Here is a 23,733-nt window from a genome sequence, read left to right on the forward strand (position 1 = left end):
GAACAAGACCGGCAAAAGTGAGTAGCAACTAAAGTCTTGCCCTAAAGGGCATAGCTTTAACTAGCGTACTTGAAAAGTAAAAGGAACGTCATGCTGAGCTTGCCGAAGCATCTCGCGTGGGGTAGTAAATCAATCGTTCAACGATGCGGTAGAGATGCTTCCTTCGTCAGCATAACGTTCCTTCATCGCTCACTGCTCATTACTCACCGCCCGCACCTCGGCCCAAGTCCAGTATTTTTTGAGCTGAACGCCGGCGTAGCCTTTTGCCAAAAAGGCCACCACTTCCGCTTCTACTACCCCCGGTGCCAGGCTGGAAGCGTAGATGGGCCGGCCGTCGGGGTCGGCGTAGCGCTCGGCTTTGGAGAGGCGGCGGCCGGCCAGGCGCAGTAGCGGGCCGGTATCGGTGAGCGGGTCGGCAGCCCAGCGGTAGTTGCTCGTTTCCAACTCGTTGAGACGGTTAGCGAGCGCGGGCAGGGGTAGGCGCGGCAGCGTGGGCCGGCTAGCCAGGTCAATCCAGGTGGTGTATTTGCATTCCACTTCGTAGCGCTGGCCATCGTATAAACTCAGCACCCAGTCGAGGCCCGCCGTGGGGCCAAATAAGGCGTAATACGGCACCGGCTCGGGCGTGCGAACGACCACCAGGCCAATTTCGGGGTAGTTGGTGCGCTGCGTGAGCGGGCTTTGCAGCGCGGCCACGGCGGTTTTCACCCGCTCATATTCGGGCTGCCAGGCGGCGCGGCCGGCTTCCGGGTTCAGCAGGATTTCCGCGAAGCGCGGCAGAAACCAGGCAAATTTTTCGGCCGAGGCTTCATCTTCGCGCCGCCGCCGGGCGGGCGCGCCAAAGGGCTCGTAGAAGCGCATTTTCTCCTCCGCGCTCAGCCAGCAGGCCAGCTGCAGGGCGTGGTCGGCCAGCGGGTGTTGCCAGTCGATTTCACGAAAATCGCCCAGCGTGGCCACCAGGCGCAGCATTTCTTCCTGGGCCAGCGCCAGCTCGGGGTTTAGCAGCGCCCACACGCCCACGAAGCCGTCAATATCGAAGTGGTTGGCCGTGACGGCCTGCGCTGCCAGGCCCGGCGTGGCGGGTGCGCGCAGGGCGCGCAGGCACGAGCCGGCGCTGGTATCGTCGCGCAGAACGAGGGGGGTAGGGGCCGCGCGCCAGTGCGCCAGCGTGAGGGCCGCGCCTAGCCCGGTGCTGTCCACCACTATCGTGGGCTGCCGCCGCAACTGCCCAAACGGCACGAAATACCGCTCCGGTTGGTTATTTAACACGCTTTCAATCATTGTTTTACGACTTTTTTTACACTTAAGCAGTTGTTATTAGTCACTCGTCATTACTCCCTGCCGCCCCGCCGGTTACAGATTTTCTCCACTTTGTTTTTACGAATCCAGCCGAGGTAGCCTTGCAGGGCTTCGGCGGCGCGCAGAGCCTCCACGGTGGGATATTGGCGCGCCAGCTCGCGGTTGCTTAAAAAACGGTGGACGCTGCTGTGGCAGGGCTGGCACAGCTCGACGGTGGCGCCGTAGCGCCCGCCCTCTTCGCGAGGCACCAGGTGGTGGCGGGTGGTGTGTTGCACCGTGCGCTGGCACAGGCTGCAACTGGTAGCAGCTGCCGGGCAGGCGCGGGCAGTAGCTTCGGCGTCAGCCTGCTGGCGTTGTTGACGACAGCGCATTATTTAGGATAAAACGAATGATAAATAAACCTATTGCGTAGCTATTGGGAGTACTTAAAATAATTTTTTATTGCTAAAATTTGCGCGCTTGCAAGCAGCATCCTTATCTTGACCCCCGTTTACCAACATTTAAGTACCAGCAAATCAATTTCATCATTTATTCTTTCAAAATTATAATTTTTTTACGATGGCCTTGTTTTTTACTCCGTTCCCTATCCCCACTTGGCTGCGGCCGCTCGCCGGGGGCACTTTGTTAGTAGCACTTTCGCTGGCGGCCCCCACGGCCAAGGCCCAAACCTGGATGGTATCGACTACCCCCTACATCAAGCTTGGGGTGCTCGACAAGTATAATGCGTTGGGCGGCTACACGGCCGTATTCATTGTAACCAGCGAGCGCACCGGGCAGGATTTTATGCTTACCAAGCAAGTGCCCAAGGGCGAGAGTGGCCTCGACATCCTGTTTCCGACCGAGCCCAGCGACCCCGAATATTTCAAAAATCTGCAGGGCCTGTCCGCGCAGCCCGCGCCGGGCCGCTACACCTGGGAGTGCCGCGTAAATGGCAAAAAGGCCGTGAGTGGCCACTTCACTTTCCCGGAAGTGGGCAACGACGTGACGGTAATTGGCAAGAAGGAGTAATGCCGCTTGGGGCCGCTACTCCCGCACGACACGCATAAAGGGCACGTCATCGGGCAAGGGGCCCAGCAGGTCGGCCAGGGCTTGCAGGAAGCGTCCGGCGGTGTCGGGCCGGCCTGCGGGCGGGCCGGCGGCGTGGTGGCGGTGGTGCTCGCCGCGTAGCTCGCCGAGCACGGTGGGCGTGCCGGCTTCGTCGGGGCTGCGGCCCAGGGTGGCTTCGAGCAAAAAATAGCGTGGCACCGCGTCATCGGGCTCGGCGTCGGGGTCGTCGTCTTCCTCATCCTCGTCGGGAATGCGCGAGTGGTCGTTGGGGTCCAGCTCGGCTTGCTCGTACACGATGGCGACGAGGTGCGCCTCACCGGTGGCCTGCGGCGACGGCAATTGGAGCAGGGCGGTGGCCCGCCCGGCCACCCGGTGCCAGCTCAGGTGCAGGCCGCGCGGCGGCACGCGCTCGCGGGGGGGTAGGCTTTCGGCGGCTTTGTCCCAGATGTAGAGCAGCAGCTCGCGGGCCAGCAGCGGGTCGGTTAGCTCGCGGCGCACGGCGGCCGGGCGGCGCCATACCAGCTGGGGCAGCATCGTGCAAGCAAAATGGTATGGGTGCGGACGAGCCATAAATTTTAGTGACGAGTGATTAATGACGAGTGACTAATCGCGGTCTGCCAGAATTGGGGGCGCAAATTAGACTCGTTACGAGGTAAGATGCGAAAAAGAACGTCATTGTGAGCTTGTAGAACGTTCTTCCGGGCTTGTAAAACGTCATTCCGAGCTTGCAGCACGTCATTCCGAGCTTGCCGAGGAATCTCGCGCGCGGTCGTTCGGGCCTCGTTCCACGATGCGAGCGAGATTCCTCGGCAAGCTCGGAATGACGTTCTGCAAGCTCGGAATGACATTCTGCAAGCTCACAATGACGTTCTTTTCGTACCCTATTTCACATTGGACATTAGTCATTAGTCACTCGTCATTAGTCACTTGTCATTAAAAATTAGTCACTGCTACCACTGCCTGCCATAGCACTGCGGCACTATGAGCCCAGCTGTAGCGGGCGGCGTTGGCCAGGCCGGCGGTGCGCAGGCGGGCGCGCAGGGCCTCATCGTGCGCCAGCTGGCGCAGGCCCTCGGCGATGGCGGCCGGCTGGTGCGGGTCGCAGAGCACGGCAGCGGCCGGCCCGCCCGACACCTCGGGCAAGGACGATAGATTAGAGGTGAGCACCGGGCAGCCGCTGGCCTGGGCTTCTATTACGGGCAGGCCAAAGCCCTCGAAAAAGGGCACGTAGGCGGTGGCCAGCGCCGCCGCGTAGAGGGCCGCCAGGTCGGCCTCGCTCACGCGGCCCGTAAACTGCACGGCGGCCCGCACGGCGGGCGGCAGCTGCTGATAGGCCTCGAAGATGGGACCCGTTTGCCAGGCCTCGCGGCCCACCAGCAGCAGGCGCACTTCGGCCGCCCTACCCCCCCCCGCGGCCCGGAACTGCCCGAAGGCTCGCAGCAGATTTGCCAGATTCTTGCGCGGCTGCAACGCCCCGACAAACAGAAAATACGGCTGCCCCTGGCTGAAGCGCGCCCGCGTGGCGGCTTGCTGGGCGGCCGTTTGGGGCGCGAAGTGCGCGGCCGGGGCGTTGGGTGCCACCCGGATACTGGCGGGGGGCAGCCCGTAGTGCCGGGCCACGTCCTGCCGCGTGGCATCAGACACGGCCACCAGCTGCGCGGCGGCGCGGGCCCAGCGTGGCAAAAACCAGGCATAGTAGCGCCGCACCAGGCCGCTCACGTCCTGCGGGCGGTGCAGGTAGGCCAGGTCGTGCAGCACCAGCACGCGCGGCACCCGCGTATTGAGCACCGTGAAGCCTTCGGGCGAGAGCAGCACGGCGGGCCGGTGCTGCCGCAGCCACCGGGCCACGGCTACTTCGTACCAGGCCACCAGCAGCAGCACGTGGCGGGCCGGCGGGGCTAGCACGTGCGGCACTACGTTGGGCGCCAGCAGGTAGCGCGGGTCATATTGCCGGTCAAAGAGGAAGTGAAACGTGCATTCGGGATGCTGCCGCACCAGGCAGCTCAGCGTTTCGAAGGTGTAGCGACCCAGCCCTTCGAGGTGGCCGCCGGGGAGCAGAAAGCGGGTCGTGACGGCGAGGTGCAAAGTGGCCAGCAGGTAGGGCAGGAGAAAAAATGCGGCAGCTACGCCTTTACGAAAACAAAATTATCTGAATCGATGCCGCTTGCCTGAAGATAGGCATCGAGGTCGGGGCAGGCGATGAGCCGGCCCTCGGCACTGATGCGGTGGGGCTGGTAGTTCAGCGCTGCCAGGAGCGCCGCAGCCTGCCGGTGCGCGGCGTTATGGCGCTTGGGCTCCAGGTATTCAAGCACCACGACCGGGGCCGCGCGGCGCAGCAGTTCTGTGGCACCGCTAACGACCTGAAACTCAGCGCCTTCTACGTCAATTTTAATAATATCCGGGGGGGGCGCGGGGGCCGCGAAGCAGCTATCGAGGGTAATGGCGGGCACTTCAATCCTGGTCGCAGGCTCGTTTTGAAACCATTTTTCCTGGGCAAACTGCTCGATACTGAGCGAGTTGTATTCATTATAATGCACCGGAAACTCGTAGAATGCCAACTGCCCCGGCGCGTCGGACACGGCGCAGTGTCGGGCGCGCACGGCGGGTACGGCGGCCACATTGGCCGCCAGCACCGCATAGGTAGCCCGCGAGGCTTCAAAGGCCAACACCTGCCCGGCTTCCCCCACGAGACGGGCCGCCAGCAGGGAAAAATAGCCGAAGTGCGCGCCTACGTCCGCGAACACGTCGCCCGGCGCGAGGTGCTGAATCAGGAAGCGGGCCAGTCGAATTTCGGAGTCGTGCGACTTACCCCCGGTCAGATAAATGTCGGTGCCGGCGGGTAGCACCACGGTCATGGGCGCGTCAAAAAAGGTGCGCGTTTGCCGGGCTACGCCCCGCTTGGTGCGGGAGTAGCGCAGGAGCCGAAACCCAATGGCGTAGATATATGGTCCCGGCCGCCGCAGTAGCCGCCCTAGTTTGGGCAGCGCTGCTAACTGCTCGACGCGCCGTAAAGACCGCAGTAACTCAGCATTTACCAGGGGAAAGGAGGGCAACATAGGAGTAGAAAAAAACAGCCAACTCAGGCTTTGGCTGGTCGGATAAAGGCCCGAATCTCGGCCAGCGGCACCAGCCCCAGCGCCAGACTGATGCCCGCGAAGGCTGCCGTGGCCAGGGCGCTTTCCAGCAACCAAGGTAGCGCCAGCAGGTGCTGCAAGCCGTACCAAACGGCGCAGAGCAGCCCGAAGGCCAGGCTTAGCCGGCCCAGCCAGCCCCACGGCACGGCCACCTGCGCCCGGTGATGCACCAGCCACAGGTAGCCGGCCGCCACCAGGGCCGCACACAGCAGCGTGTTCCAGGCGGCCGCCAAGGCCCCGTAATGCGGCAGCAGCAGCAGGTTCAGCCCCACGTTGAGCGCCAGGCTACCGGCCACGAACCGGCTGACAATGCCCACGTAGTGCGTGCTATTGAGCAAGGCGCTGTAAATAGCAAAAAAAGCTTGTATCAACACGTTAAGAAATAAAATCTTGAGGCAACTCGTCATCACCGCCAACTGGGCGGGAGTGCTGTGCGTGAATTGCCAGAACAGCAACTCGCCCCGAAACAGTACGAACGCGCAAGCCAGCAGCAGCGGCAAGGTTACGACCCGCTGCCCGAACCAGAGCAGCGCCTGCTGCTCGGAGGGGCTGTGCAGGGCCGCCGCGAAGCGGGCAAAAAACAGTGGCATCAGCGTCCAGACATACATCATCACGGCATCAACCCAGCGGTAGGCACCGGCGTAGTAGCTGGCCTCGACCGGTGAAGCCAGTCGCTCCAGCATCACCATATCGACCCGCTCGTTGGCCCCGTAGAGCAGCGTAATGAGTGCGAAGGGCAGGGCTTCGCGCACTACTTGGCGCGCCTGGCCCCAGTGCCAGCGGTAGCGCACCCGCCCAAACAGATACGTCATCAGCCCGTAGAGGAGGGCGGCCGTGAAGGCCGCCGCCACCAGGCGGACCCCCACGTAGGCCCAAAGCGAGAGCCCCGTCGGCAGCAAGACCAGCACCAGGGCCAGCAACAGCACTTTTTCAACTACCGAGAGCAAGGCGTCAGTATTGAATTGCTGGTGCGCCTGGAAGGTGCCCCGCAAAAACTGCCCGTATTGCGTCAGCAGCAGGCCAGCGCCGATGGCGGCCAGTAGCCCCAGCTGCGCCCCCCCATAGCCCAGCAGGCGGCCCAGCGCCAGCAGCACCAGCAGGGCTACCCCGTTGAGCAGCCCGCGCAGGGGCAGGATGGTCGGAAAGTGCGTGGCCAAATACGTCGGCTCGGCGGCCAGGCGCTTCACGCTGTAGTGCGTCAGGCCCATATCGGAGAGCGTGACGAGGATGAGCGCCAGCGAAGAAAGGGCCGTGAACGTGCCGAAGGCGACGTGGCCGATGCGGTCCTGCACCAGGCTTTCCACCACCACCCAGCCGGGCTTCACCAACAGGCTCAGGGCCACGGCCAGACTGATATTTCCAAAAAAGCGTTTGATGCGGCAGGCGGGCAGCGGCCCGTGAGGTAGGCAAAATGAAAACGCAAAGGTAAAGCAGGGCCAGGGCGGGCAGCGGTTTATCTTTGCCCGTTGCCGCGCCAAGCTTCGGCCCACGGTGGGCCTCTTTTCCGCTTCTATGTCGCCCGATTTGCTACCCCCCTTCTCCGCTGCTGGCCTGCGGGCCATTTTTCACCGTTGGAAATATCTGCTGGCCCTGGCCGTGGGCCTGGCCGCCGTGGTGAGTGCTATAGTAGCCTGGACATTGCCCAATATTTATAGCTCCACGGCCATTTTCCTACCCACCTCGCCCCAGAGCACCGACCCCGACCGCCTGGTGGAGGGCTCGAAGCTGGAAGTGGGTGCCCGCTCCGAAGACCTAGACCGCGTGCTCACCATTGGCCAGTCGCTACCCCTGGCCGAGCTGATGATTAAGCGCTTCAACTTCTACCAGCACTACAACGCCGGCCAGCCGGGCTCCGATGTGGTGGAAAACGCAGTGCTGGGCGAGTTTAACAGCAACCTGAGCATTGTGCACAACGAGCGCGACGCCATCGAGCTTACGTTTCAGGACTACGATAAGAAGCTGGCGGCGGCCGTGGCCAATGCGATGGTGGCGGCCATCGACTCGGTGAACCAGCAGCTTACCCTTGGAAACCGCCGCAACGTGCTGGAGCTGTACCGGCAGCGCTCGGCGCAGCTGGGCCGCAGCTTCACCCGCACCCGGCAGCAGCTCGTGGCCGCGCGCCGCCGCTACGGCGTGTTTGGCCTGGAGCAGCAGGAGCGCTACCTCACCAAGACCGTTATCGAAACTGAAAAGGAGCTGCGCGTGGCCGAAGGCGGCGGCCCTGGCAGCGCAGCTGGCCTGCGCCGGGCCCTGAGCGGCCTCACCCACACCCGCGCCGAGGGCGGCAACGTCATCAACCTCGAAGGCTGGAACCAGGGCCTCGACTCGGTGAAGCTGCTCACCGCCCACCTGGCCGACCTGCAGGGCCGCTTCGTGGGCTCGCAGGCCGCTTATGAGCAGGCCGAAACCTCGCTCACCAGCCGCGTTTCGTCGCTCTATCAAATTCAGAAAGCCTACCCCGCCACCCGCAAGAGCAAGCCCTTCCGCGCGGTTATCGTGCTGGGCTCCATGCTGCTGACGCTCGCGCTGTGTAGCTTTTGCATTCTGCTGCTGGAATTATACCGCCGACCAGTGAGCAGGGGGTAGTGTTGTCCTTGCGAGCCTGCGAAGCAATCTTTCCTTCACGCCTTGAGGACGTTCGCGACTGATTAGGAAAGATTGCTTCGCAGGCTCGCCATGACAATACTACCCCATCCCAATTACTCAATTACCCATGCGTCAACTTCTGCTTCGCCTACGCCCCGTGGATGCCAGCCAATGGCTGTTTGTGGGGTTTGTGGGCTTGCTGCTGGCGGGCGGGGCGCTGGCGGGGCTACGGCAGCAGCCGATGCTGCTGCTGCCCGCGCTGGGCGTGTTGGGAGTAGGGATGCTGCTGCTGCGCTGGCAGTGGCTGTATTATTTTTTATTTCTGACGCTGCCCTTTTCGCACGAAATCAAGCTGCCCGGCGGCCTGAGCATGGATGTGCCCTCCGAGCCGCTCATGCTGCTGCTGCTGGGCTGCGTGCCGCTGGCGCTGCTGCTGGGGCCGGGCAGCTGGAGGCAGCTCACGCGCCGCGAGTGGCGGCACCCGCTGCTGGTGCTGCCGGTGCTCATGCTGGTGTGGGCAGCGCTGGATATCTGCTTTTCCGTCAATCAGACCCGGTCCTTTAAGTACGTGCTGGCCAAGTGCTGGTACTTGGTGCCGTTTCTGCTGGGCAGCCTGCTGCTGGTGCGCCGGCCCGCTGACTTCTGGCGGCTGGCGGCTTGCTACGTGGTGGCGGCGGCGGTGTCGCTGGCTTGGGTGCTGCCGCGCCACGCCAGCACCGGCTTCAGCTTTGCGCGCACCAACTGGGCCATTCAGCCTTTCTACCGCAACCACGTTACGTATGCCACCGTGCTGGCCTTGCTGCTGCCGCTGGCCTGGGGGCTGGCGCGGCAGGCCCCTACCCCCCTGCGGCGGCGCATGTGGTGGGTGGCAAGCGGCCTGCTGCTAGTTGGATTGATTGTGTCGTACACCCGCGCCTCGTGGCTGTCGCTGCCGGTGGCGGGCATTTTTTATTGGGTGGTGCGGCTGCGCCTCATGCGGGTAATGCTGCTGGGAATGGCGCTAGCGGCGGCGGGCGGCATGGCGTACTTCGTGCACGGCGACAACTTCATGCGCTTCGCCCCCGACTACGAGAAGACCATCTGGCACGGCAACAACCTCCAGGCCCACCTCGAATCAACCTATACCCTGGAAGACGTGTCGGGCATGGAGCGGGTATACCGCTGGGTGGCGGCCGCCCGCATGATTGCCGATAAGCCCCTGGTAGGCAGCGGCCCGGCCACGTTCTACCCCGAGTATAAGCGCTACACGGTGTCGAGCTTCCGCACCTACGTCAGTCAGAACTTCGAGCAGTCCACGGCCCACAACTACTTCCTGCTCACGCTGGCCGAGCAGGGTATTCCGGGCTTCCTGCTCTTTTGCGCGCTGGTGGCCACGGCCCTGCTCACGGCCGAGCGCCTCTACCACGCCAGCGCCGGGCGGCCCGAGGTGCGCCGGGTGGTGCTGGCCGTGAGCTTATCGCTGGTAATTATCCTCTTTCACTTGTCTCTCAATGAGTTGATAGAAGTTGATAAAATCGGCTCGGTCTTTTTTGTGGCGCTGGCGATGCTCATTCGCAGTGAAACGTGGTTAGAGGTTAATGATGAGATAGTAGGGTAATCGTTTGTCATTGCGAGCGCAGCGCGGCAATGACAAACGATTATTCACCCCCTACCCCCCTACTTCACCCGCAAGCTCAGCATCGTCACGTCGTCGGCGAAGCGGTCGTCGTCGGCGTTGAACTCGTGAATGCAGCGCAGCAGCTCCTGGTGCAGGCCGGGCAGGGGCAGGTAGCGGTTGCGGGTGAGGGCGCGCAACACGCCGGCTTCGCCAAACTCTTCCTGCTGATTATTAAACACTTCCGTGAGGCCGTCGGTGTAGGCGAAGAGCAGCGAGCGCGGCGGCATGGTCGTCAGGCCCACCTTGAGCATGGGCAGCTCGTCCATGATGCCCAGCATCACGGTGCCGTCGTGCAGCAGCTGGGGCGGGCCAACATCGGGCAGCAGCAGCGGGTCGTTGTGGCCGGCGTTCACGTATTCCAGCACCCGCGTGCGGCGGTCGTAGATGGCCAGGAAAGCCGTGATGAACTTCTCGCCGCCCGAATTGCGAAACAGCAGGTAATTTAGCTCGCGCACCGTGGTGGCCAGGTTGGTGCCCTGGCGCAGCAGCGTGCGCAGCCCCGCCTGGAAGTTGGACATCAGCAGCGAGGCGGGCACGCCCTTGCCGCTCACGTCGGCCACGCACACAAGCAGGCGGTGGGCGTCAATCTCCACCACGTCGTAGTAGTCGCCGCCCACCTCCGTGTGCGGCTGGTAGGTGGCGTGCAGGGCATAGTGGGCATTGTTGGGCAGGTGCTGCGGAAACAGCAGCTGCTGCACCTGCTGGGCAATCTCGATTTCGCGGCGCGTAGCAGCTTCGGCCACCAGCAGCGCTTCGCGCTGGCGGGCCAGGCGCAGGTTGGCCACGGCCCCGAGCAGAATGTTGCTCAGCGTTTCCAGAAACGACAGAGCCTCGCTGCTGGCGTAGTCGCCCTGCACGGTGCCCACGAACACCAGCGCCTGCACGCTATCGCGGCGGCGCACCGGCACCAGCAGCTCAAACTGCTGCCAGGCCGGCCCCAGGCCGAGGCTCTGCACGGGGCAAGGCGCATTGGGGCACCAGTGCGCCACCTCGGCGGGCATCAGATGCGCATCGGGGGGTAGGGCGGTGCCGAAGTTTATTTTCAGCTTGAAAGCGCCTTCCTCCAGCACGTAGAGCGCCAGCCGGCGCACCCCCAGCTGCCCAATCAGCGTGAACTGGTAAATCTTGTATAAATCAGCCTCCAGCGAGTCGTGGGTGATGGCTTGCGTAATTTCCAGCAGCGCCCCCAGCTCCCGCTCCTTTAGGAAAAGGCGTTTTTCGAGGCCCGCGACTTCAGCGGTTTGGGGCATAAAAGCAGCGCGAAAGAGTAGTGATTCGGTAATAGGAAGGGCGGCTGAAAAGGCAGCGACAACCACAATAATACGCCCGGCCGACCAACTTTCGTACCACTGTTCTAAGTCAGCTGCGTTTTGGGGTCGAAGGCATCGCGCAGGCCATTGCCCAGCACATTAAAACTCAGCACTAATAAGCTGATGGCCAGTCCAGGTAAAGCAGTTAGCCACAGGCCGGCCTCGGTGCCGAGCAGGTCGTAGCCCTCCTTCACCATGAGGCCCCAGCTGGGCGCGGGCGGCTGCACGCCCAGCCCCAGAAAGCTCAGGCCCGCCTCCAGCAGAATTGCGGCCGCGAAATTACTGGTAGCCAGCACGATGAGCGGCCCGCGCAGATTGGGCAGCAGGTGCACGAAGATGAGCCGCCAGGTGGGCAGCCCCAACACCCGCCCCGCCTCAATAAACGTGGCCGAGCGCAGCCCCAGCACCTGCCCGCGCACCACCCGCGCCACATCGACCCACATAGTCAGGCCCACCGCTACGAAGCTGACCCACACACCCTTACTATCCAGCGCTAGCGAAATGCCAATCACCAGCATAATGCCGGGAATGCTCCAAACCACCGTCATCAAGCCCAGCAGCACGCTGTCTATCCAGCCGCCGAAGTAGCCGGCCACGGCCCCTACCCCCACGCCCAGCGCCAACGAGATGAGCACCGCCACCAGCCCGATGCCCAGCGAGATACGCGTGCCCAGCAGCAACCGGCTCAGCTCGTCGCGCCCGGCCTTGTCGGTGCCCAGCCAATAGTGGCGGGTTAGTGAATAAATGAATGGGTGAATGGGTGAATGGGTGGGAGCAGCAACCTCGTCCTTGAGCTGCGGGGGGCGGCCGTGCAGCCACATCTCCAGAGCGTTGCCGGGGGGTAGGGCATTCGGGTCGGGCTGCTGGCGGATGGCGGCCACGAAGCCGGGCGGCTGCTTTTGCAGCTGCACCAGGCCGTTGTTGGCATCGGGCGAATTGTCGGGCAACACCCAGTAGCCGAGCAGCGCCACCAGCGCGCACAGGCCAATGAAGGCCAGGCCGGCCACCGCCGGTCGGTTGGCCCACAGGCGCTGGCGCACGTAGTAGCCGGGCGTGCGCACCGGGGGCGGCACCACCACCGCCGAGTCGAGGCCGCCGGGCACGGCTTCGGGGTCGTAGCCGACGGGGGCCAGGGGCGCGGCGGCCACGGCTAGCGGGTGTTGTGTTGCAGCAAGCCCTCTTTCGAGGCCAGGTAGCTGGCATCCTGGCCCAGCGCGCCGAACGAGGTGGGCTCGTAGGCCAGCTCAGTGTCGGGGTCGGGCCAGTAGTAGCGCACCAGGCCGCGCTCCAGCAGGTGGCCCAGCACCGGGAGGAGCTCGGCGGCGGGCCGGCCGGTTTTTTCGAGCAATACCCGAAATGGCGTTACGAAATATAGTTCGTCAAGCAGGTCAAATTCAGCGTCCGTCATGGAGAGCAAAAGTAGGAACAAACCCTGGCTGTCTTGTCATAGCTGTCATGGCGAGCCTGCGAAGCAATGACAGGAGATTTTACTTGCCTACCCTTCGCAGGCGCAGGTAGTCGAGCATGGCCTGGTTCACGGCGCCGTTCATGTTGGTATTGGCCGGCTCGTAGGCGAGGGTGAGGGTAGTCGTGCCTTTGGGCAAATGCACCCGCACGGCGTTGGTAAAGCCCCAATTCGACCATTCCTCCACGCCGCGCTGGGGCAGCACGAGGATGCCGAGCTGGGTAGGGCCGTTGCGCAGCGTGCGAATGGCGCACCTGTTATTGGTGTTGATGGGACCGTTGCCGTTGGCGTAGCGAAAATCCACGGCGTAGATACCATCCTCAGCCACCGTCACCGGGATGCGAAGGACGGTATTTTTAGTGGTGCTCGTTTCCACAAAACCCTTGCCGCTGAAACCTTTGTAGGGGTAGGCGGCGGCCGGGGCTACGGTTTCGAGCTGCACCTCTGTAGTGGTCGCGGCCACGGCCAGCGGCTCGCTGGCGAACGACTCCAGGCCCTTGCTATCGATGGCTACTACCTGATAATCAGCATAGACTGGGCCATCGGCCGGCACGGCGTAGGTGAGCGCGCCGGTGGCGTTCACGGGCTGACCATTCAGTAGCACGCGGTAAGTTTGGGCGTCTTTGATGGCGGGCCAGCTGAGGTGGCCGTTGGCGAAAGTCACCTGCGGTGTTTCAGGCGAGTAGGCGTTAGCGACGCGGTTGACTTTGGCCGCGGCCGGGGCCTGGCTGCTGAGCACAATGCGCACCTGGTGGCGGCCGGTGAGCGTGGCCGGCACGGCCGCGCCGGCCAGCTCTTGGCCATCGAGGGTAATTGTTTTTATCATATTGCCAAAGCCTTGCAAATCAATATCCAGCACCGCTTTTCGGTACTTGAAATTGGTGAGCGAGCGGCGGCCCTGGAACGCCTGCGGCACGAAGGGCTGGAACACCAGTCGGTCGGCTTCGTAGTGCATCCCAAACAGGATTTTATACACCAAACCCAAGCTGCCCGACAAGCTCCAGAGCATGTTGCTGCTGTTGATTTGGGTGCCCGCGAAGTCGCCATTGCCGGCCACGAAGTTCTCTTTATTGGTCAGAAATAATGCCGCTGGACGGTAGATGGCGGCGATGCTTTCCGTAAGCGAGGCCTCGTTGCCGGCCCTGGCGGCGGCCAGCGCCCAGAAACTCTGCACGAAGGGCCACACGGCGTCGTTGTGATAGGGCGGAATGCCGGGAATCTGCGGGTAGATGCACGAGATGCCGAAGGGTACGGTCGGCGTGCTGGCCACCACTTGCTGCGCCCGCGTCCCCTCCGCCACGCCGAAGTACACGCTCAGCGCCTCGCCCAGCGCCTCGGCGCGCGGCGAGAGCACCGGAAACAGCCGGCCGTAGCGATACTGCGCATAATAGCCCGCCTTTTCCTGCCATAAGTGTTCGTTAATAGCGGTTTTCAGCCGGGCGGCCGTTTGCTCGTGCTGTGCGGCCACGTCGGCGTGGCCGAGCTGCCGGGCCATGAGCGTCAGCACGGTATTGGCCTGAAAATGAACGGCGTTGGTGCCTAGGTTTTCACTCTCGTAGATGTCGGCCGGCTGCATCCAGCGAGGGTAGGTCTGCTCGCGCCAGTCTAGAAACGACGACTCGCCGCGCGCCAGGCCGGTGGTGGGGTCGTACACGTTTTGCGCGTCGTCGGCCAGCGAGTGCTGGATAATCGGGTACACTTTATTCAGCCAGGCCGCGTCGCCGGTTACCTTGTAGATTTCCCAAGCCGCCACGGCCCAGATAACCCGGTCGGTGGAGCAGGGGTAGGCCCCGCCGGTGCCCGTGTCCTGGATGATGCGGCCCTCGGGGCTCACCTTGCGCAGCAGGCTTTTCATGGCCGAACGCGGCTGCAACGTGGCCTGCGCCAGGATAATAGAGTAGCTGATGTCGCGCGTCCAGACGCCCGCCCACTCCTTGCCGGTGCGAAAAGTGCTGTCGGGCTCCACGGCGCGGCGGGCTTCTTCCAGGGCCAGGTTGTAGAGCGCGTCGGCCAGCGGATAGTCCGATTTATACTGCGGAAAATCGTCGGTTTTGAGAGCTTTTTGCCACTGCTGGGCAGTAGTTTTGGCAGTGGCCGGCGCGTTGAGCGTCAGCGTCACCTCGTAGATGCCGTCGCCGTCAGGGTCGTGCATTTCCAGCTCGGGCTTGTTCACGAGGTTGTCAAAATCCCAGCTCAGCGGGGCCTGCTCGCCGGCCACGAACACCTTTTTAAAGTCTTGTTTATAAAGCTTTTCACCCTTATAAGTGGTGTAAAAGCCTTGCTTTTTGAACGCGTCCAACACCGGCCGCAGGTCCAGCCGAATTTTCAGGGGCATATTGGGGGACAGGTACACGCCGCCGGGCACGGGCCGGGGGTCCACGGAGCGTTGGCCGAAGACGATAACGGGCGTTTCGAGCGTGGTGCCGGCGGCGGAGGATAGGGCCAGAAACGTGTTGTTCTGGCCGGGCAGCAGCTCGTTGTCCTTGCCGTTGAGGCTGAATTTGAAGGTGATAAGCGGGCTCTGCGTCTCGTTGGCCGGGCTGCGGTAGTTCGACGTGAGGGCCGTGGGCAAAAGGGCGCGGGCGTGATTGGTGCCCTGCGTCACGCTGTCGCGGTACAGCGTGTAGGCATCGGAATGCCACACGGCTCCGGCCGGGGCTTCGGCAGTTTCGCCGGTGCCAGGCTTCGACTGGCAGCTGGCCAGCAGCAGGCCGCTGGCTAGCAGCAGGGCAGCAACTTCGTAATTCATTTTGAGAAGATTATAGCTTTTAAACTTCTGTCCTGGCGAGGGTTCAGGGACGGTGTAAAAACGGGTAGTAGCGCGAACTTTGTAGTTCGCGTCCCCGCGCCGTTTGGTCAGTGCCAACGGCGCGGGGACGCGAACTACAAAGTTCGCGCTACGGCCCGCCGCTGATGAAACTGCCCACGCTACTCTGCCATCCCCACGGCTGCTAATGCGCGCCAGAAGCTGGGGTAGGACTTGCGCACCACCAGCGGCTCCTGCACGGCCAGCGGCCCGCGCATGGCCAGCGGCGCGAAAGCCATTGCCATGCGGTGGTCGTCGCAGGTATCAACTACCTGGCCATCAACTTTAAAACCAGCTGATTGCACCTCGAATATATCGGGCTCCACCTCGGGCATATCGGCCCCGAACTTGCGCAGCTCGGTCTGGATGGCCGCGATGCGGTCGGTTTCCTTGATGCGCAGGCTGTGCAGGCCCGTGAGGCGCAGCGGGCGGCCGAGGGCGGTGGCCACCACAGCCACGGTCTGGGCGAGGTCGGGGCAATCGGTGAAATTAATAGTGGGCGCGTGGGCCGGCACCGGGTGGGGGGGCACCTGCGTGAGGCGCGCCCCGCTGCCATCGGCCAAAAACTCGGTGGCCACGCCCAGCGGCCGCATAAGATGCTGGATAATGTGGTCGCCCTGCCACGATTTTTCGCGCAGGCCGGGCAGCACCAGGCTGGAGCCCGCCGGGGCCAGCGCCAGCAGCGCGTACCAGTAGCTGGCCGCCGACCAGTCGCTTTCCACCTGGTAGTCGGCCGGGCGGTAGCCGCCGGGCAGCACCTCAATCTCATCGTGGCCCATCTCGGTGGCAGTAGCGCCAAAGTGATGCATCTGCTTGAGGGTCATCTTAATATACGGCCGCGAACCGACCTCGCCGGTAAGGCGCAGGCGCAGGCCGCCGGGCAGCATGGGGGCCACCATTAGCAGCGCCGAAATGTACTGGCTACTGATGTCGCCGCGCACGGCCAGCTCGGCTGTGGCCGCCGCCCTACCCCCCCCGGTGAAGCGCAAGGGCGGGTAGCCTTGCTTTTCAACATACTCAATATCAGCCCCTAGCGTGCGCAGCGCATCGACCAAAACACTGATGGGCCGCTGCTTCATGCGGGCCGCGCCGGTGAGGGTGCCGCGCCAGCCGGTCACGGCCAGGTAGGCCGTCAGGAAGCGCATGACAGTGCCGGCGTCTTCGGCGTCGAGCAGGTCGGTGCCGGCGGCCTGGCCTAGCAGGCGCTGCATCAGCACGGTATCGTTGGCTTCGGAGAGGTTGGTGAGGGTGCCGCCGCCGGCCAGGCGCTGGAGCAGCAGGGCGCGGTTGGCTTCGCTTTTGGAGGCCGGTAGGTGGGCCGTGCCGCTTAGCGGGCCGCCCGGCCAGCGCAGGTGTTGGATGGTCATGAAAAAAGTGTGGGGTAAGCTTCAGCTTGCCGGGAATGTGCGGTAAGCTTTAGCTTGCCAGATTTAATATAAACCCTTCTTTAAAATAGATTAACTAATTATTAAGTACTTACTTACGGCAAGCTAAAGCTTACCCTACACTTTTACCGGCAAGCTAAAGCTTACCGCACATTCCTATAAGCCCGCAGCGCGGCGCTGATTTCGGCGATGGTGATGGCCTGGTCAAAAATGCCGTGGCCCAACCCGTGCAGCAGGGTGCATTTGATGGTTGTACCGTGGTTTTTCTTGTCGTGCAGGGCGTAAGCAGCGATTTCCGCAATCTCATTTTCCCCAAATTGCAGCGGCTCGAACGACGCATTTACTACCCCCCGCACCTGGGCCAACTCGCCGGCCGTGAGCAGGCCGCGCTCGGCCGAGAGCCAGCTTTCGGCCACCAGGCCCGCCGCCACGGCTTCGCCGTGGCGCACGGCGCGGCCGGGCTGGGCCAGCAAGTAGCTTTCGAGGGCGTGGCCGATGGTGTGGCCAAAGTTGAGCAGCTTGCGCGGGCCGCTTTCGTGCGGGTCCTGGGCCACGATGGCTTCTTTAATAGCCACTGAGTGGCGGATAATGGGCGTCCAATCAGGCACATCCGACACGCGCAATTCGCGCAGCCCGGCGAAGACGGCGGCATCGGCGATGAGCGCGTGCTTGACGACCTCGGCGTAGCCCGAGCGCAGCTCGCCGGCCGGCAGCGTGGCCAGAAACGCGGGCTCCATGAACACCGCCTCCGGCTCCTGAAATACGCCGATGTGGTTTTTAAAGCCCTGAAAATCAATGCCTGTCTTACCCCCCACCGCCGCATCGACCTGGGCCAGCAGCGTGGTGGGCACGCCCACGCAGCGCAGGCCGCGCTTGTAGGTGGCGGCGCAAAAGCCGCCGAGGTCCGTTACTACCCCCCCGCCCAGGCACACGAGCAGGGCATGGCGGTCGGCGTGGTAGTTGGTGAGCCAGGTCCAGACTTCGGTGCAGGTGGCCAACGTTTTATGCGCTTCGCCGGCCGCGATGGTCAGCAGCTCGTGCGGCGGCAGTTGGGCGCGCAGCAGGGGGTAGCAATCGCGCGCCGTGTTGGTATCGGCCAGCACGAAGAGGCGGCTGGGCGGTGCCTGGCGCAGCAGCTCGGCCAGGGCGGGGAGGGCGGCGGGGCCAATGGTGGGCGGATTATTCAAGGCAAAAATGGCGCGGGTGAGCTAAACAGTAAGCAGGTGCAAATAAACGACGGGCCGGCCCAAGCATTTTTTATGGCACGCCGTGCAACGATTTTTGGCCAGTGATGCTCTAGTATATATATCCCGCGCGCTCCTTACCACTGATTTCCTATGAACAAACTTTTGCGCTATGCCACCTTGCTGGCCGTGTCGCAGCTAGCGGCCGGCTGCCAGCACGACGCCGACATTCGGCCCAGCAACTACGATGAGCTGGCGCTGGGCACCGGGCATTGGGAATGGGACCACTCGACGCTGGGCTGGGCCGGCAACCGCAGCCCTGCCACCGAGGGCTACACCCGCCAGCTGGTATTTGGCACGGGCGGGCAGCTGCTATTGCGCCGCAGCGGCCAAAGCGACTACCGCACCAGCTACCAGCTTTCGATGGGACCGCTGCCGCGCTGCGGCTACAAGCAGGCCAGCTTTCCCCTCATCACGTATTCGACCAGCGAGGAAAAACTGCCGAATAACGAGCGCAAAACCTACGCCATCAATCAGCAAAGCGGCCAGCAGGTGCTTAGCATCACGGGCGAAGACGCTTGCGTCGATGGCGGGGCATATGAGACGTATCATTGGGTTGCCGAGTAATTTTCCCTACCCCCCCTCTTTTATGAACAAACTGCTCTACACCAGCCTCTTGCTAGCAGCCAGCCTCAGCGGCTGCCGCCACGACAGCGACTCACCCGCGCCCTCCGATGAACTGGCGGGCACCTGGCGGCTCACCAATGTACAGTGCTACTGCCCTGCTGGCCAGCCCGTGCCCAACGAGGTGCTGACGCTCGATGCAGGCCAGCATTTTCAACTCTTCCGCAACGGCGCCCTGGCGGCCGAGGGCAGCTATGCCACCAGTCAGGGACCCAGCTGCTCGGCCAGCGTGAGCGTGCCGCTTATCACGCTCACGGCGTCGGTGCCCAGCGTGTACGTGCCTAAAGGCGCCTACAGCATCCAGAATAATATGCTGGTTATCGACCAATGCAGCGCGGCCGATGGCCCTAAGTACACCTACCAGCGCCAGTAGCCGCCCTACCCCCGCCTACAGGCCCGGCCCCAGGTTCACGGGGCCGTCAACGGGGCGGCCGTTGAGCACCTCGGTTTGCTGGCGAATGCTTTCGATGTGAATGAGCTTGTAGAGCTCGCCCACGAAGTGCTCGTCGATGTTGAGCTTTTTTCCCCACTCGGGACGGGTTTTGAAGATTTCCTGCCAGCGTTCGAGCTGCAGAATCTTCACATTATTCTCCTTCTTATACTCGGCCAGCTCCTGGATGAGGGCCATGCGGCGGGCCAGCATTTCGAGGATTTCGTGGTCGGCGGTGTCCATTTTCTGGCGCAGCTCCTCGGCCTTGTTGCGGTAATCGACATTGTCGGAGCTGCGGTAGCGGTATTTCAGCTCGCTCAGGATTTCTTGCAGGCGGGCGGGCGTCACCTGCTGGGCGGCGTCGCTCAGGGCGTGGTCGGGGTCGGGGTGCGTCTCGATGATAAGGCCATCGTAATCGAGGTCGAGGGCCTTTTGGGCGATGGGCAGCAGCAAATCGCGGGCGCCGCCGATGTGGCTGGGGTCGTTGATAAGCGGCAGCTTGGGGTAGCGCGTTTTCAACTCAATCGGGATGGCCCAGGTGGGCGCGTTGCGGTAGCGCGAAGGCGCAAACGTGCTGAAACCCCGGTGAATAGCCGCCAAATCGGTAATGCCAGCGCGCTCCAGCCGCTCCAGCGCGCCAATCCAGAGCGCGAGGTCGGGGTTGACGGGGTTTTTGACCATCACGGGCACGCCGGTGCCGGCCAGCGCGTCGGCCAGCTCCTGCACCGCGAAGGGGTTGACGGTGGTGCGCGCGCCAATCCAGAGCACATCGATGCCGTGCTTCAGGGCTTCTTCCACGTGCTTAGGGGTGGCCACTTCAATGCACATGGGCAGGCCGGTTTCGGCGCGGGCGGCTTGCAGCCAGGGCAGCGCGGCGGTGCCGCGGCCTTCGAAGCCGCCGGGCTTGGTGCGCGGCTTCCAGATGCCGGCGCGGTACATGTCGGCCTGGCCGGCCGCCTTGAGGGCACGGGCCACCGTCAGGACTTGCGCTTCGGACTCGGCCGAGCAGGGGCCGGCAATAATGAGGGGTTGACCTTTGGCCGCCAGCAGGCGGGTGAAATACGTGTCGGCGGTAGCGGTACTTTTTTCCATTTATGACTTGTGGCGCGGGCTCTGCGAGCCCGTGCTTAGAACGACTTACGCGCGGCCTCGCAGAGCCCGCGCCACTTTATAACCCTAAAAGTAACCTACGACCGCCGAACGAGGTTTTAGCGGGGGGCGTTACCTTCGTCCTACCCCCTCTCCTCCCCCTCTCACCCGCAGCTTCCTGGCCCCCATGTCTATTATCCCCACCGCGTCGGCCCCGCCCGTGGCCCCCGTCTCGTTTGAAGATACGCGCATTGCCTTCGAAGCCAAGTCGGATGGTGAGCTGCGCAAGATGTACGCCCTGTTCGCGGCCATGAACAATGGCAGCTTGGTGCAGGTGGGCAGCGGCCTGATGCAGTCGGCGCTCAAGCTGGGCTTTCCGGGCACCAAGTTTCTGATTAAGAACAGCATTTTCAAGCAGTTTTGCGGCGGCGAGACGATTCAGGAATGCCAGCCGGTGATTGCCGAATTGGGCCGCTACCGCATCGGCACCATCCTCGACTACTCGGTGGAAGGCACCGGCAATGACCACAGCTTCGACCGCACCCGCGACGAGATTCTGGCCACCATCGCAATGGCCGCGACCACGCCGAATATTCCGTTTTCGGTATTCAAAGTGACGGGCCTGCTACCCACGGCGCTGCTCGAAAAAACGCAGGCCGGCACCGCCCTCACCGCGCCCGAGCAAGCGGCGTTTGAGCGCGGCCAGCAGCGGCTCGATGCCTTGTGCGCCAGCGCCCATCAGCATGGCGTGCGCCTGTTCGTGGATGCCGAGGAGAGCTGGTTTCAGCACACCATCGACGAGCTGACCGAAACCATGATGCAGCGCTACAACCAGGAGCGGGCCATCGTGTGGAACACCTACCAGCTCTACCGCCACGACCGGCTCGAAGCCCTGCAAGCTGCCTACGACCGCGCCACGGCCGGCGGCTACTACCTGGGTGTGAAGCTGGTACGTGGCGCTTACATGGAGAAGGAAGCCCGCGTGGCCAAGCAGCGCGGCCAGGCTACCCCCATTAATTCCAGCAAGCAGGCCACCGACGACTTATACAACGAATCGCTGCGCTACTGCGTAAACCATATTGACCGCATTAGCCTGTGCGCCGGCACGCACAACGAAGCCAGCTCCTTGCTGCTGACCCAGTTGATGCAGCAGGCCAACCTGGTGCCCGGCGACGAGCGCGTGTGGTTTGCCCAGCTCTACGGCATGAGCGATAACCTGAGCTACAACTTGGCCCACGCCGGCTACCGCACCGCCAAGTACGTCCCCTACGGCCCCGTAGAAGCCGTGATGCCCTACCTGCTGCGCCGCGCCAACGAGAACACCGCCATCGCCGGCCAGAGCAGCCGCGAGTTTTTATTGATTCAGAACGAACTGCGTCGGCGCAAGGGCCGCAGCTAGCTCTACCCCCTTGAAAATAGTGGGTGAGGCACCGGCCCGCTTGCAACGTCGGCGCGGTTTTTGGGCTCTTCTGGTGAGTAGTGGTGCGGCCAGCCACCGTGGTTCAGGCAGTAAGTAGTCTGGGGCCGGACGGGCCGGGTAGCAATCCACCCACGTGCTCACCTTCGTATTATATAACGTTGATTACGCGCCTGGTGCGGGTTTTCAACGTTGCCTATCCCCTATATTCTCCATGATTAGTCGTCTTCGCCATTACCTTATTCGCTATGCCCGGCAGCAGGCCGGTACGGTCAGCTACCTCACCCTGGTGCAGGAAACCGAGCTAGGCTTGAATCTGGATATTTCGCACGAGAAATCGCGCCTCAACGAGTTGCTCGCCGAAATCTCGACCGAAGAATACGCCGCCGGCCGGCCCCTGCTGAGCTGTCTGGTGCGCGTGCCGGGCTCCAAAGGGCAGGGCGATAATTTTTACAAGCTATGTGAGCGACTAGGCCTGGGCGAGTGGCGCACGCTGAAGCAAGATGAAAGTTTCCTAAAGAATTTATTAAAAGATTGCCGCGAGTTTTGGCAGGAGGAAGATAACTACGCGCAGTACGGATTAAACCTCGCGGAGCGCTAGCCACCAGCTAACTCGCTCTTAGACTGACTATAAGACCCTGGCCGCCGCCAGGGTCTTTTTTTATGCCCTACCCCCGGCGGCGAGCTAAGCGCAGGCTTATATTTCCTTGGCTCGTAACCAACATTCGGCTAGCACCGTTAAGATGCGAGAAGCCGAACATCTGGTTCTGGCGACCCTTAATCTAATTTCCCCCTTTCCGATGAGCACCAACGATGCAAACAACCCGATGAACTCTGGCACCGGCGCCGGTGCCAATTATGGCACCAGCAACACCGGCACTGGCCTCGGCAACAGCGGCAATCTGAGCAGCGAAAGCACTAGCTACGCAGGCACTGACGAGTACAGCAAGACTGCTGCTTTGGACGGCACTACCCCCACCAACGCGGCTGATACTGGTTCGCGCCCCGGTGATGACTACAGCGCTACTGCCAAGGGTGCCGCAGTAGCCGGCACTGCCGGTGCCGCCGTAGGCCGTGGCGTTGATGCTGTGCAGAACACCACTGACCGCGCTGCTCACGCTGTGAAGGACGCTTTCACGGGCCAGAACGATAGCTACGACTACCAGGCAGGCAGCACGACCAGCGGCATTTTCCGCGACCGCGACAGCGCCGAGAAGGCCTACCAGTCGCTACACGAGCGTGGCTACGGCAAAGACGATGTGAACCTGATGATGTCGGATGACACGCGCAAAAATCAGTTTAACGACCAGTACGATGCGCAACGCACTGAGCTGGGCGACAAGGCTATGGAAGGCGCGGGCGTAGGCTCGGCCATTGGTGGCACGGCCGGCGCTATTATTGGAGCCATTGCCGCCATCGGTACTTCGGTAGCGCTGCCGGGCCTCGGTCTTATCATCGCCGGCCCGCTGGCCGCTGCGCTGGCTGGCGCTGGTGCCGGTGGACTCACGGGTGGCCTGGTAGGCGCGCTGGTAGGCTCGGGTATTCCCGAAGAGCACGCTGCTGAATATGAGCAAGGCATCAAGAATGGCGGTATCGTGATGGGTGTAAAGCCTCGCAATGCTGAAGATGCCAAGTATTTCGAAGAGCAGTTCAAGACCAATAATGCCGATAAGGTGTACCGCTATTAATAGCTGCCTTTAGGTTTTGGAAAAGCCTCTCCCAGCCGGGAGAGGCTTTTTTTGTGCGCGAAGCAGGTGATATAATCTTGATAATCAAAAAGACAAAGACCAAGCGAGCAGGTTCACACCTCTATATCCTGTGCATCGACGCTGAAACTGCCGAAATTAGCCTGTTTACTGCAACGCTGCCGGGGTTTTGGTGTCAATGAGCAAGTCGGCGCGTAGCGCGGCGCACTTAAATTACTGGCCTACCCCGTCTTTCGCATCCCACCCAGCTTACTCGCCCTGGCTAACTCATCTGCTTGCGCTAATGAATTATTAATGAAGTAATTATTGAGTAACTGCTGTTACGCCCTACCTTATTCGAGATGGCAACGGGCAGTAGCGCGAACTTTGTAGTTCGCGTTCCCACGCCGTTCTACTGGCTTTAACGGCGCGGGGACGCGAACTACAAAGTTCGCGCTACTGCCCCTTGCGTAACAGCAGTGAGTAATTTTATCTGGTCGTTGCGAAGCAACTATTTCGAGCCCGAGCGGTTTTAGTGCTCGATTCGGAAGGGAA

Annotated in this window: 21 protein-coding genes; 8 read left to right on the forward strand and 13 right to left on the reverse strand. The window is 62.5% G+C overall.

What is annotated here, in order from left to right; genetic code table 11:
- Positions 1-189: 189 nt before the first annotated feature.
- Positions 190-1,281 carry a hypothetical protein gene (locus A0257_06495; GenBank protein ID AMR26794.1) on the reverse strand — a complete coding sequence of 364 codons (1,092 nt, stop codon included), beginning with the start codon at positions 1,279-1,281 and terminating at the stop codon, positions 190-192.
- Between the two features lie 50 nt (positions 1,282-1,331).
- Complete coding sequence (locus tag A0257_06500; protein ID AMR29646.1) at positions 1,332-1,589, reverse strand: restriction endonuclease; 258 nt, start codon at positions 1,587-1,589, stop codon at positions 1,332-1,334.
- 268 nt (positions 1,590-1,857) lie between these two features.
- On the opposite strand from A0257_06500, the gene A0257_06505 reads away from it, so the two are divergent.
- A complete protein-coding gene (locus A0257_06505) occupies positions 1,858-2,307 on the forward strand; it encodes a hypothetical protein (protein AMR26795.1) in 450 nt (149 codons plus the stop codon).
- Between the two features lie 15 nt (positions 2,308-2,322).
- Here the strand turns inward: A0257_06505 and A0257_06510 are convergent, their stop codons facing one another.
- The 4 genes from A0257_06510 to A0257_06525 all read right to left on the reverse strand — a co-directional run bounded on the left by A0257_06510 (position 2,323) and on the right by A0257_06525 (position 6,823).
- Complete coding sequence (locus A0257_06510; GenBank protein ID AMR26796.1) at positions 2,323-2,880, reverse strand: hypothetical protein; 558 nt, start codon at positions 2,878-2,880, stop codon at positions 2,323-2,325.
- A 399-nt stretch (positions 2,881-3,279) separates the two neighbouring features.
- Positions 3,280-4,431, reverse strand: coding sequence for a hypothetical protein (locus tag A0257_06515; protein ID AMR26797.1), 1,152 nt, complete (start codon positions 4,429-4,431; stop codon positions 3,280-3,282).
- 38 nt (positions 4,432-4,469) lie between these two features.
- Complete coding sequence (locus A0257_06520) at positions 4,470-5,402, reverse strand: hypothetical protein (protein ID AMR26798.1); 933 nt, start codon at positions 5,400-5,402, stop codon at positions 4,470-4,472.
- Between the two features lie 23 nt (positions 5,403-5,425).
- Positions 5,426-6,823: a hypothetical protein gene (locus tag A0257_06525; protein AMR26799.1), complete on the reverse strand. Its 1,398-nt coding sequence runs from the start codon at positions 6,821-6,823 to the stop codon at positions 5,426-5,428.
- Between the two features lie 169 nt (positions 6,824-6,992).
- On the opposite strand from A0257_06525, the gene A0257_06530 reads away from it, so the two are divergent.
- Together A0257_06530 and A0257_06535 are read left to right on the forward strand one after the other, a co-directional pair.
- Positions 6,993-8,066 (forward strand): hypothetical protein, encoded by a 1,074-nt coding sequence (locus A0257_06530; protein AMR26800.1) that lies wholly within the window; start codon positions 6,993-6,995, stop codon positions 8,064-8,066.
- Between the two features lie 157 nt (positions 8,067-8,223).
- Positions 8,224-9,663, forward strand: a complete 1,440-nt coding sequence (locus A0257_06535; GenBank protein ID AMR26801.1) for a hypothetical protein — start codon at positions 8,224-8,226, stop codon at positions 9,661-9,663.
- Between the two features lie 59 nt (positions 9,664-9,722).
- On the opposite strand, the gene A0257_06540 is transcribed toward A0257_06535, so the two are convergent.
- The 6 genes from A0257_06540 to A0257_06565 form a co-directional block, all read right to left on the reverse strand.
- On the reverse strand, positions 9,723-10,973 hold the full coding sequence (locus tag A0257_06540) for a serine/threonine protein phosphatase (protein AMR26802.1): 1,251 nt from the start codon (positions 10,971-10,973) through the stop codon (positions 9,723-9,725).
- Positions 10,974-11,077: 104 nt separating this feature from the next.
- Positions 11,078-11,710 (reverse strand): ABC transporter permease, encoded by a 633-nt coding sequence (locus A0257_06545; GenBank protein ID AMR29647.1) that lies wholly within the window; start codon positions 11,708-11,710, stop codon positions 11,078-11,080.
- A gap of 473 nt (positions 11,711-12,183) precedes the next feature.
- Positions 12,184-12,441 (reverse strand): hypothetical protein, encoded by a 258-nt coding sequence (locus A0257_06550; GenBank protein ID AMR26803.1) that lies wholly within the window; start codon positions 12,439-12,441, stop codon positions 12,184-12,186.
- 79 nt (positions 12,442-12,520) lie between these two features.
- A complete protein-coding gene (locus tag A0257_06555) occupies positions 12,521-15,247 on the reverse strand; it encodes a glycogen debranching protein (protein AMR26804.1) in 2,727 nt (908 codons plus the stop codon).
- 179 nt (positions 15,248-15,426) lie between these two features.
- Positions 15,427-16,671, reverse strand: coding sequence for a 3-phosphoshikimate 1-carboxyvinyltransferase (locus tag A0257_06560; GenBank protein ID AMR26805.1), 1,245 nt, complete (start codon positions 16,669-16,671; stop codon positions 15,427-15,429).
- 161 nt (positions 16,672-16,832) lie between these two features.
- Entirely contained in the window at positions 16,833-17,876 is a 1,044-nt protein-coding gene (locus tag A0257_06565) for a 3-dehydroquinate synthase (GenBank protein ID AMR26806.1), read from the reverse strand.
- Between the two features lie 150 nt (positions 17,877-18,026).
- Between A0257_06565 and A0257_06570 the strand changes: the two genes are divergently transcribed.
- Positions 18,027-18,500 carry a hypothetical protein gene (locus tag A0257_06570; protein ID AMR26807.1) on the forward strand — a complete coding sequence of 158 codons (474 nt, stop codon included), beginning with the start codon at positions 18,027-18,029 and terminating at the stop codon, positions 18,498-18,500.
- Positions 18,501-18,522: 22 nt separating this feature from the next.
- Positions 18,523-18,930, forward strand: coding sequence for a hypothetical protein (locus A0257_06575; protein AMR26808.1), 408 nt, complete (start codon positions 18,523-18,525; stop codon positions 18,928-18,930).
- A gap of 15 nt (positions 18,931-18,945) precedes the next feature.
- On the opposite strand, the gene A0257_06580 is transcribed toward A0257_06575, so the two are convergent.
- Positions 18,946-20,079, reverse strand: a complete 1,134-nt coding sequence (locus A0257_06580) for a 3-deoxy-7-phosphoheptulonate synthase (GenBank protein ID AMR26809.1) — start codon at positions 20,077-20,079, stop codon at positions 18,946-18,948.
- Positions 20,080-20,263: 184 nt separating this feature from the next.
- On the opposite strand from A0257_06580, the gene A0257_06585 reads away from it, so the two are divergent.
- The 3 genes from A0257_06585 (at position 20,264) to A0257_06595 (ending at position 23,181) form a co-directional block, all read left to right on the forward strand.
- The gene (locus A0257_06585) at positions 20,264-21,475 is read left to right on the forward strand and encodes a proline dehydrogenase (GenBank protein ID AMR26810.1); all 1,212 of its coding nucleotides are present in this window, start codon (positions 20,264-20,266) and stop codon (positions 21,473-21,475) included.
- A 232-nt stretch (positions 21,476-21,707) separates the two neighbouring features.
- Positions 21,708-22,094, forward strand: coding sequence for a hypothetical protein (locus A0257_06590; GenBank protein AMR26811.1), 387 nt, complete (start codon positions 21,708-21,710; stop codon positions 22,092-22,094).
- A 520-nt stretch (positions 22,095-22,614) separates the two neighbouring features.
- Positions 22,615-23,181 carry a hypothetical protein gene (locus A0257_06595; GenBank protein AMR29648.1) on the forward strand — a complete coding sequence of 189 codons (567 nt, stop codon included), beginning with the start codon at positions 22,615-22,617 and terminating at the stop codon, positions 23,179-23,181.
- The last annotated feature ends 552 nt before the right edge of the window (positions 23,182-23,733 follow it).

Origin of the sequence: Hymenobacter psoromatis, from assembly GCA_001596155.1 — a bacterium.
Taxonomy (GTDB): Bacteria; Bacteroidota; Bacteroidia; order Cytophagales; family Hymenobacteraceae; genus Hymenobacter.

Coding starts and splice junctions, on each gene's coding strand:
- A0257_06555 (AMR26804.1), bottom strand. CDS start 15,247: ATGAATTACGAAGTTGCTGCCCTGCTGCTAGCCAGCGGCCTGCTGCTG.
- A0257_06505 (AMR26795.1), top strand. CDS start 1,858: ATGGCCTTGTTTTTTACTCCGTTCCCTATCCCCACTTGGCTGCGGCCG.
- A0257_06575 (AMR26808.1), top strand. CDS start 18,523: ATGAACAAACTGCTCTACACCAGCCTCTTGCTAGCAGCCAGCCTCAGC.
- A0257_06550 (AMR26803.1), bottom strand. CDS start 12,441: ATGACGGACGCTGAATTTGACCTGCTTGACGAACTATATTTCGTAACG.
- A0257_06520 (AMR26798.1), bottom strand. CDS start 5,402: ATGTTGCCCTCCTTTCCCCTGGTAAATGCTGAGTTACTGCGGTCTTTA.
- A0257_06570 (AMR26807.1), top strand. CDS start 18,027: ATGAACAAACTTTTGCGCTATGCCACCTTGCTGGCCGTGTCGCAGCTA.
- A0257_06530 (AMR26800.1), top strand. CDS start 6,993: ATGTCGCCCGATTTGCTACCCCCCTTCTCCGCTGCTGGCCTGCGGGCC.
- A0257_06540 (AMR26802.1), bottom strand. CDS start 10,973: ATGCCCCAAACCGCTGAAGTCGCGGGCCTCGAAAAACGCCTTTTCCTA.
- A0257_06560 (AMR26805.1), bottom strand. CDS start 16,671: ATGACCATCCAACACCTGCGCTGGCCGGGCGGCCCGCTAAGCGGCACG.
- A0257_06510 (AMR26796.1), bottom strand. CDS start 2,880: ATGCTGCCCCAGCTGGTATGGCGCCGCCCGGCCGCCGTGCGCCGCGAG.
- A0257_06590 (AMR26811.1), top strand. CDS start 21,708: ATGATTAGTCGTCTTCGCCATTACCTTATTCGCTATGCCCGGCAGCAG.
- A0257_06580 (AMR26809.1), bottom strand. CDS start 20,079: ATGGAAAAAAGTACCGCTACCGCCGACACGTATTTCACCCGCCTGCTG.
- A0257_06495 (AMR26794.1), bottom strand. CDS start 1,281: ATGATTGAAAGCGTGTTAAATAACCAACCGGAGCGGTATTTCGTGCCG.
- A0257_06585 (AMR26810.1), top strand. CDS start 20,264: ATGTCTATTATCCCCACCGCGTCGGCCCCGCCCGTGGCCCCCGTCTCG.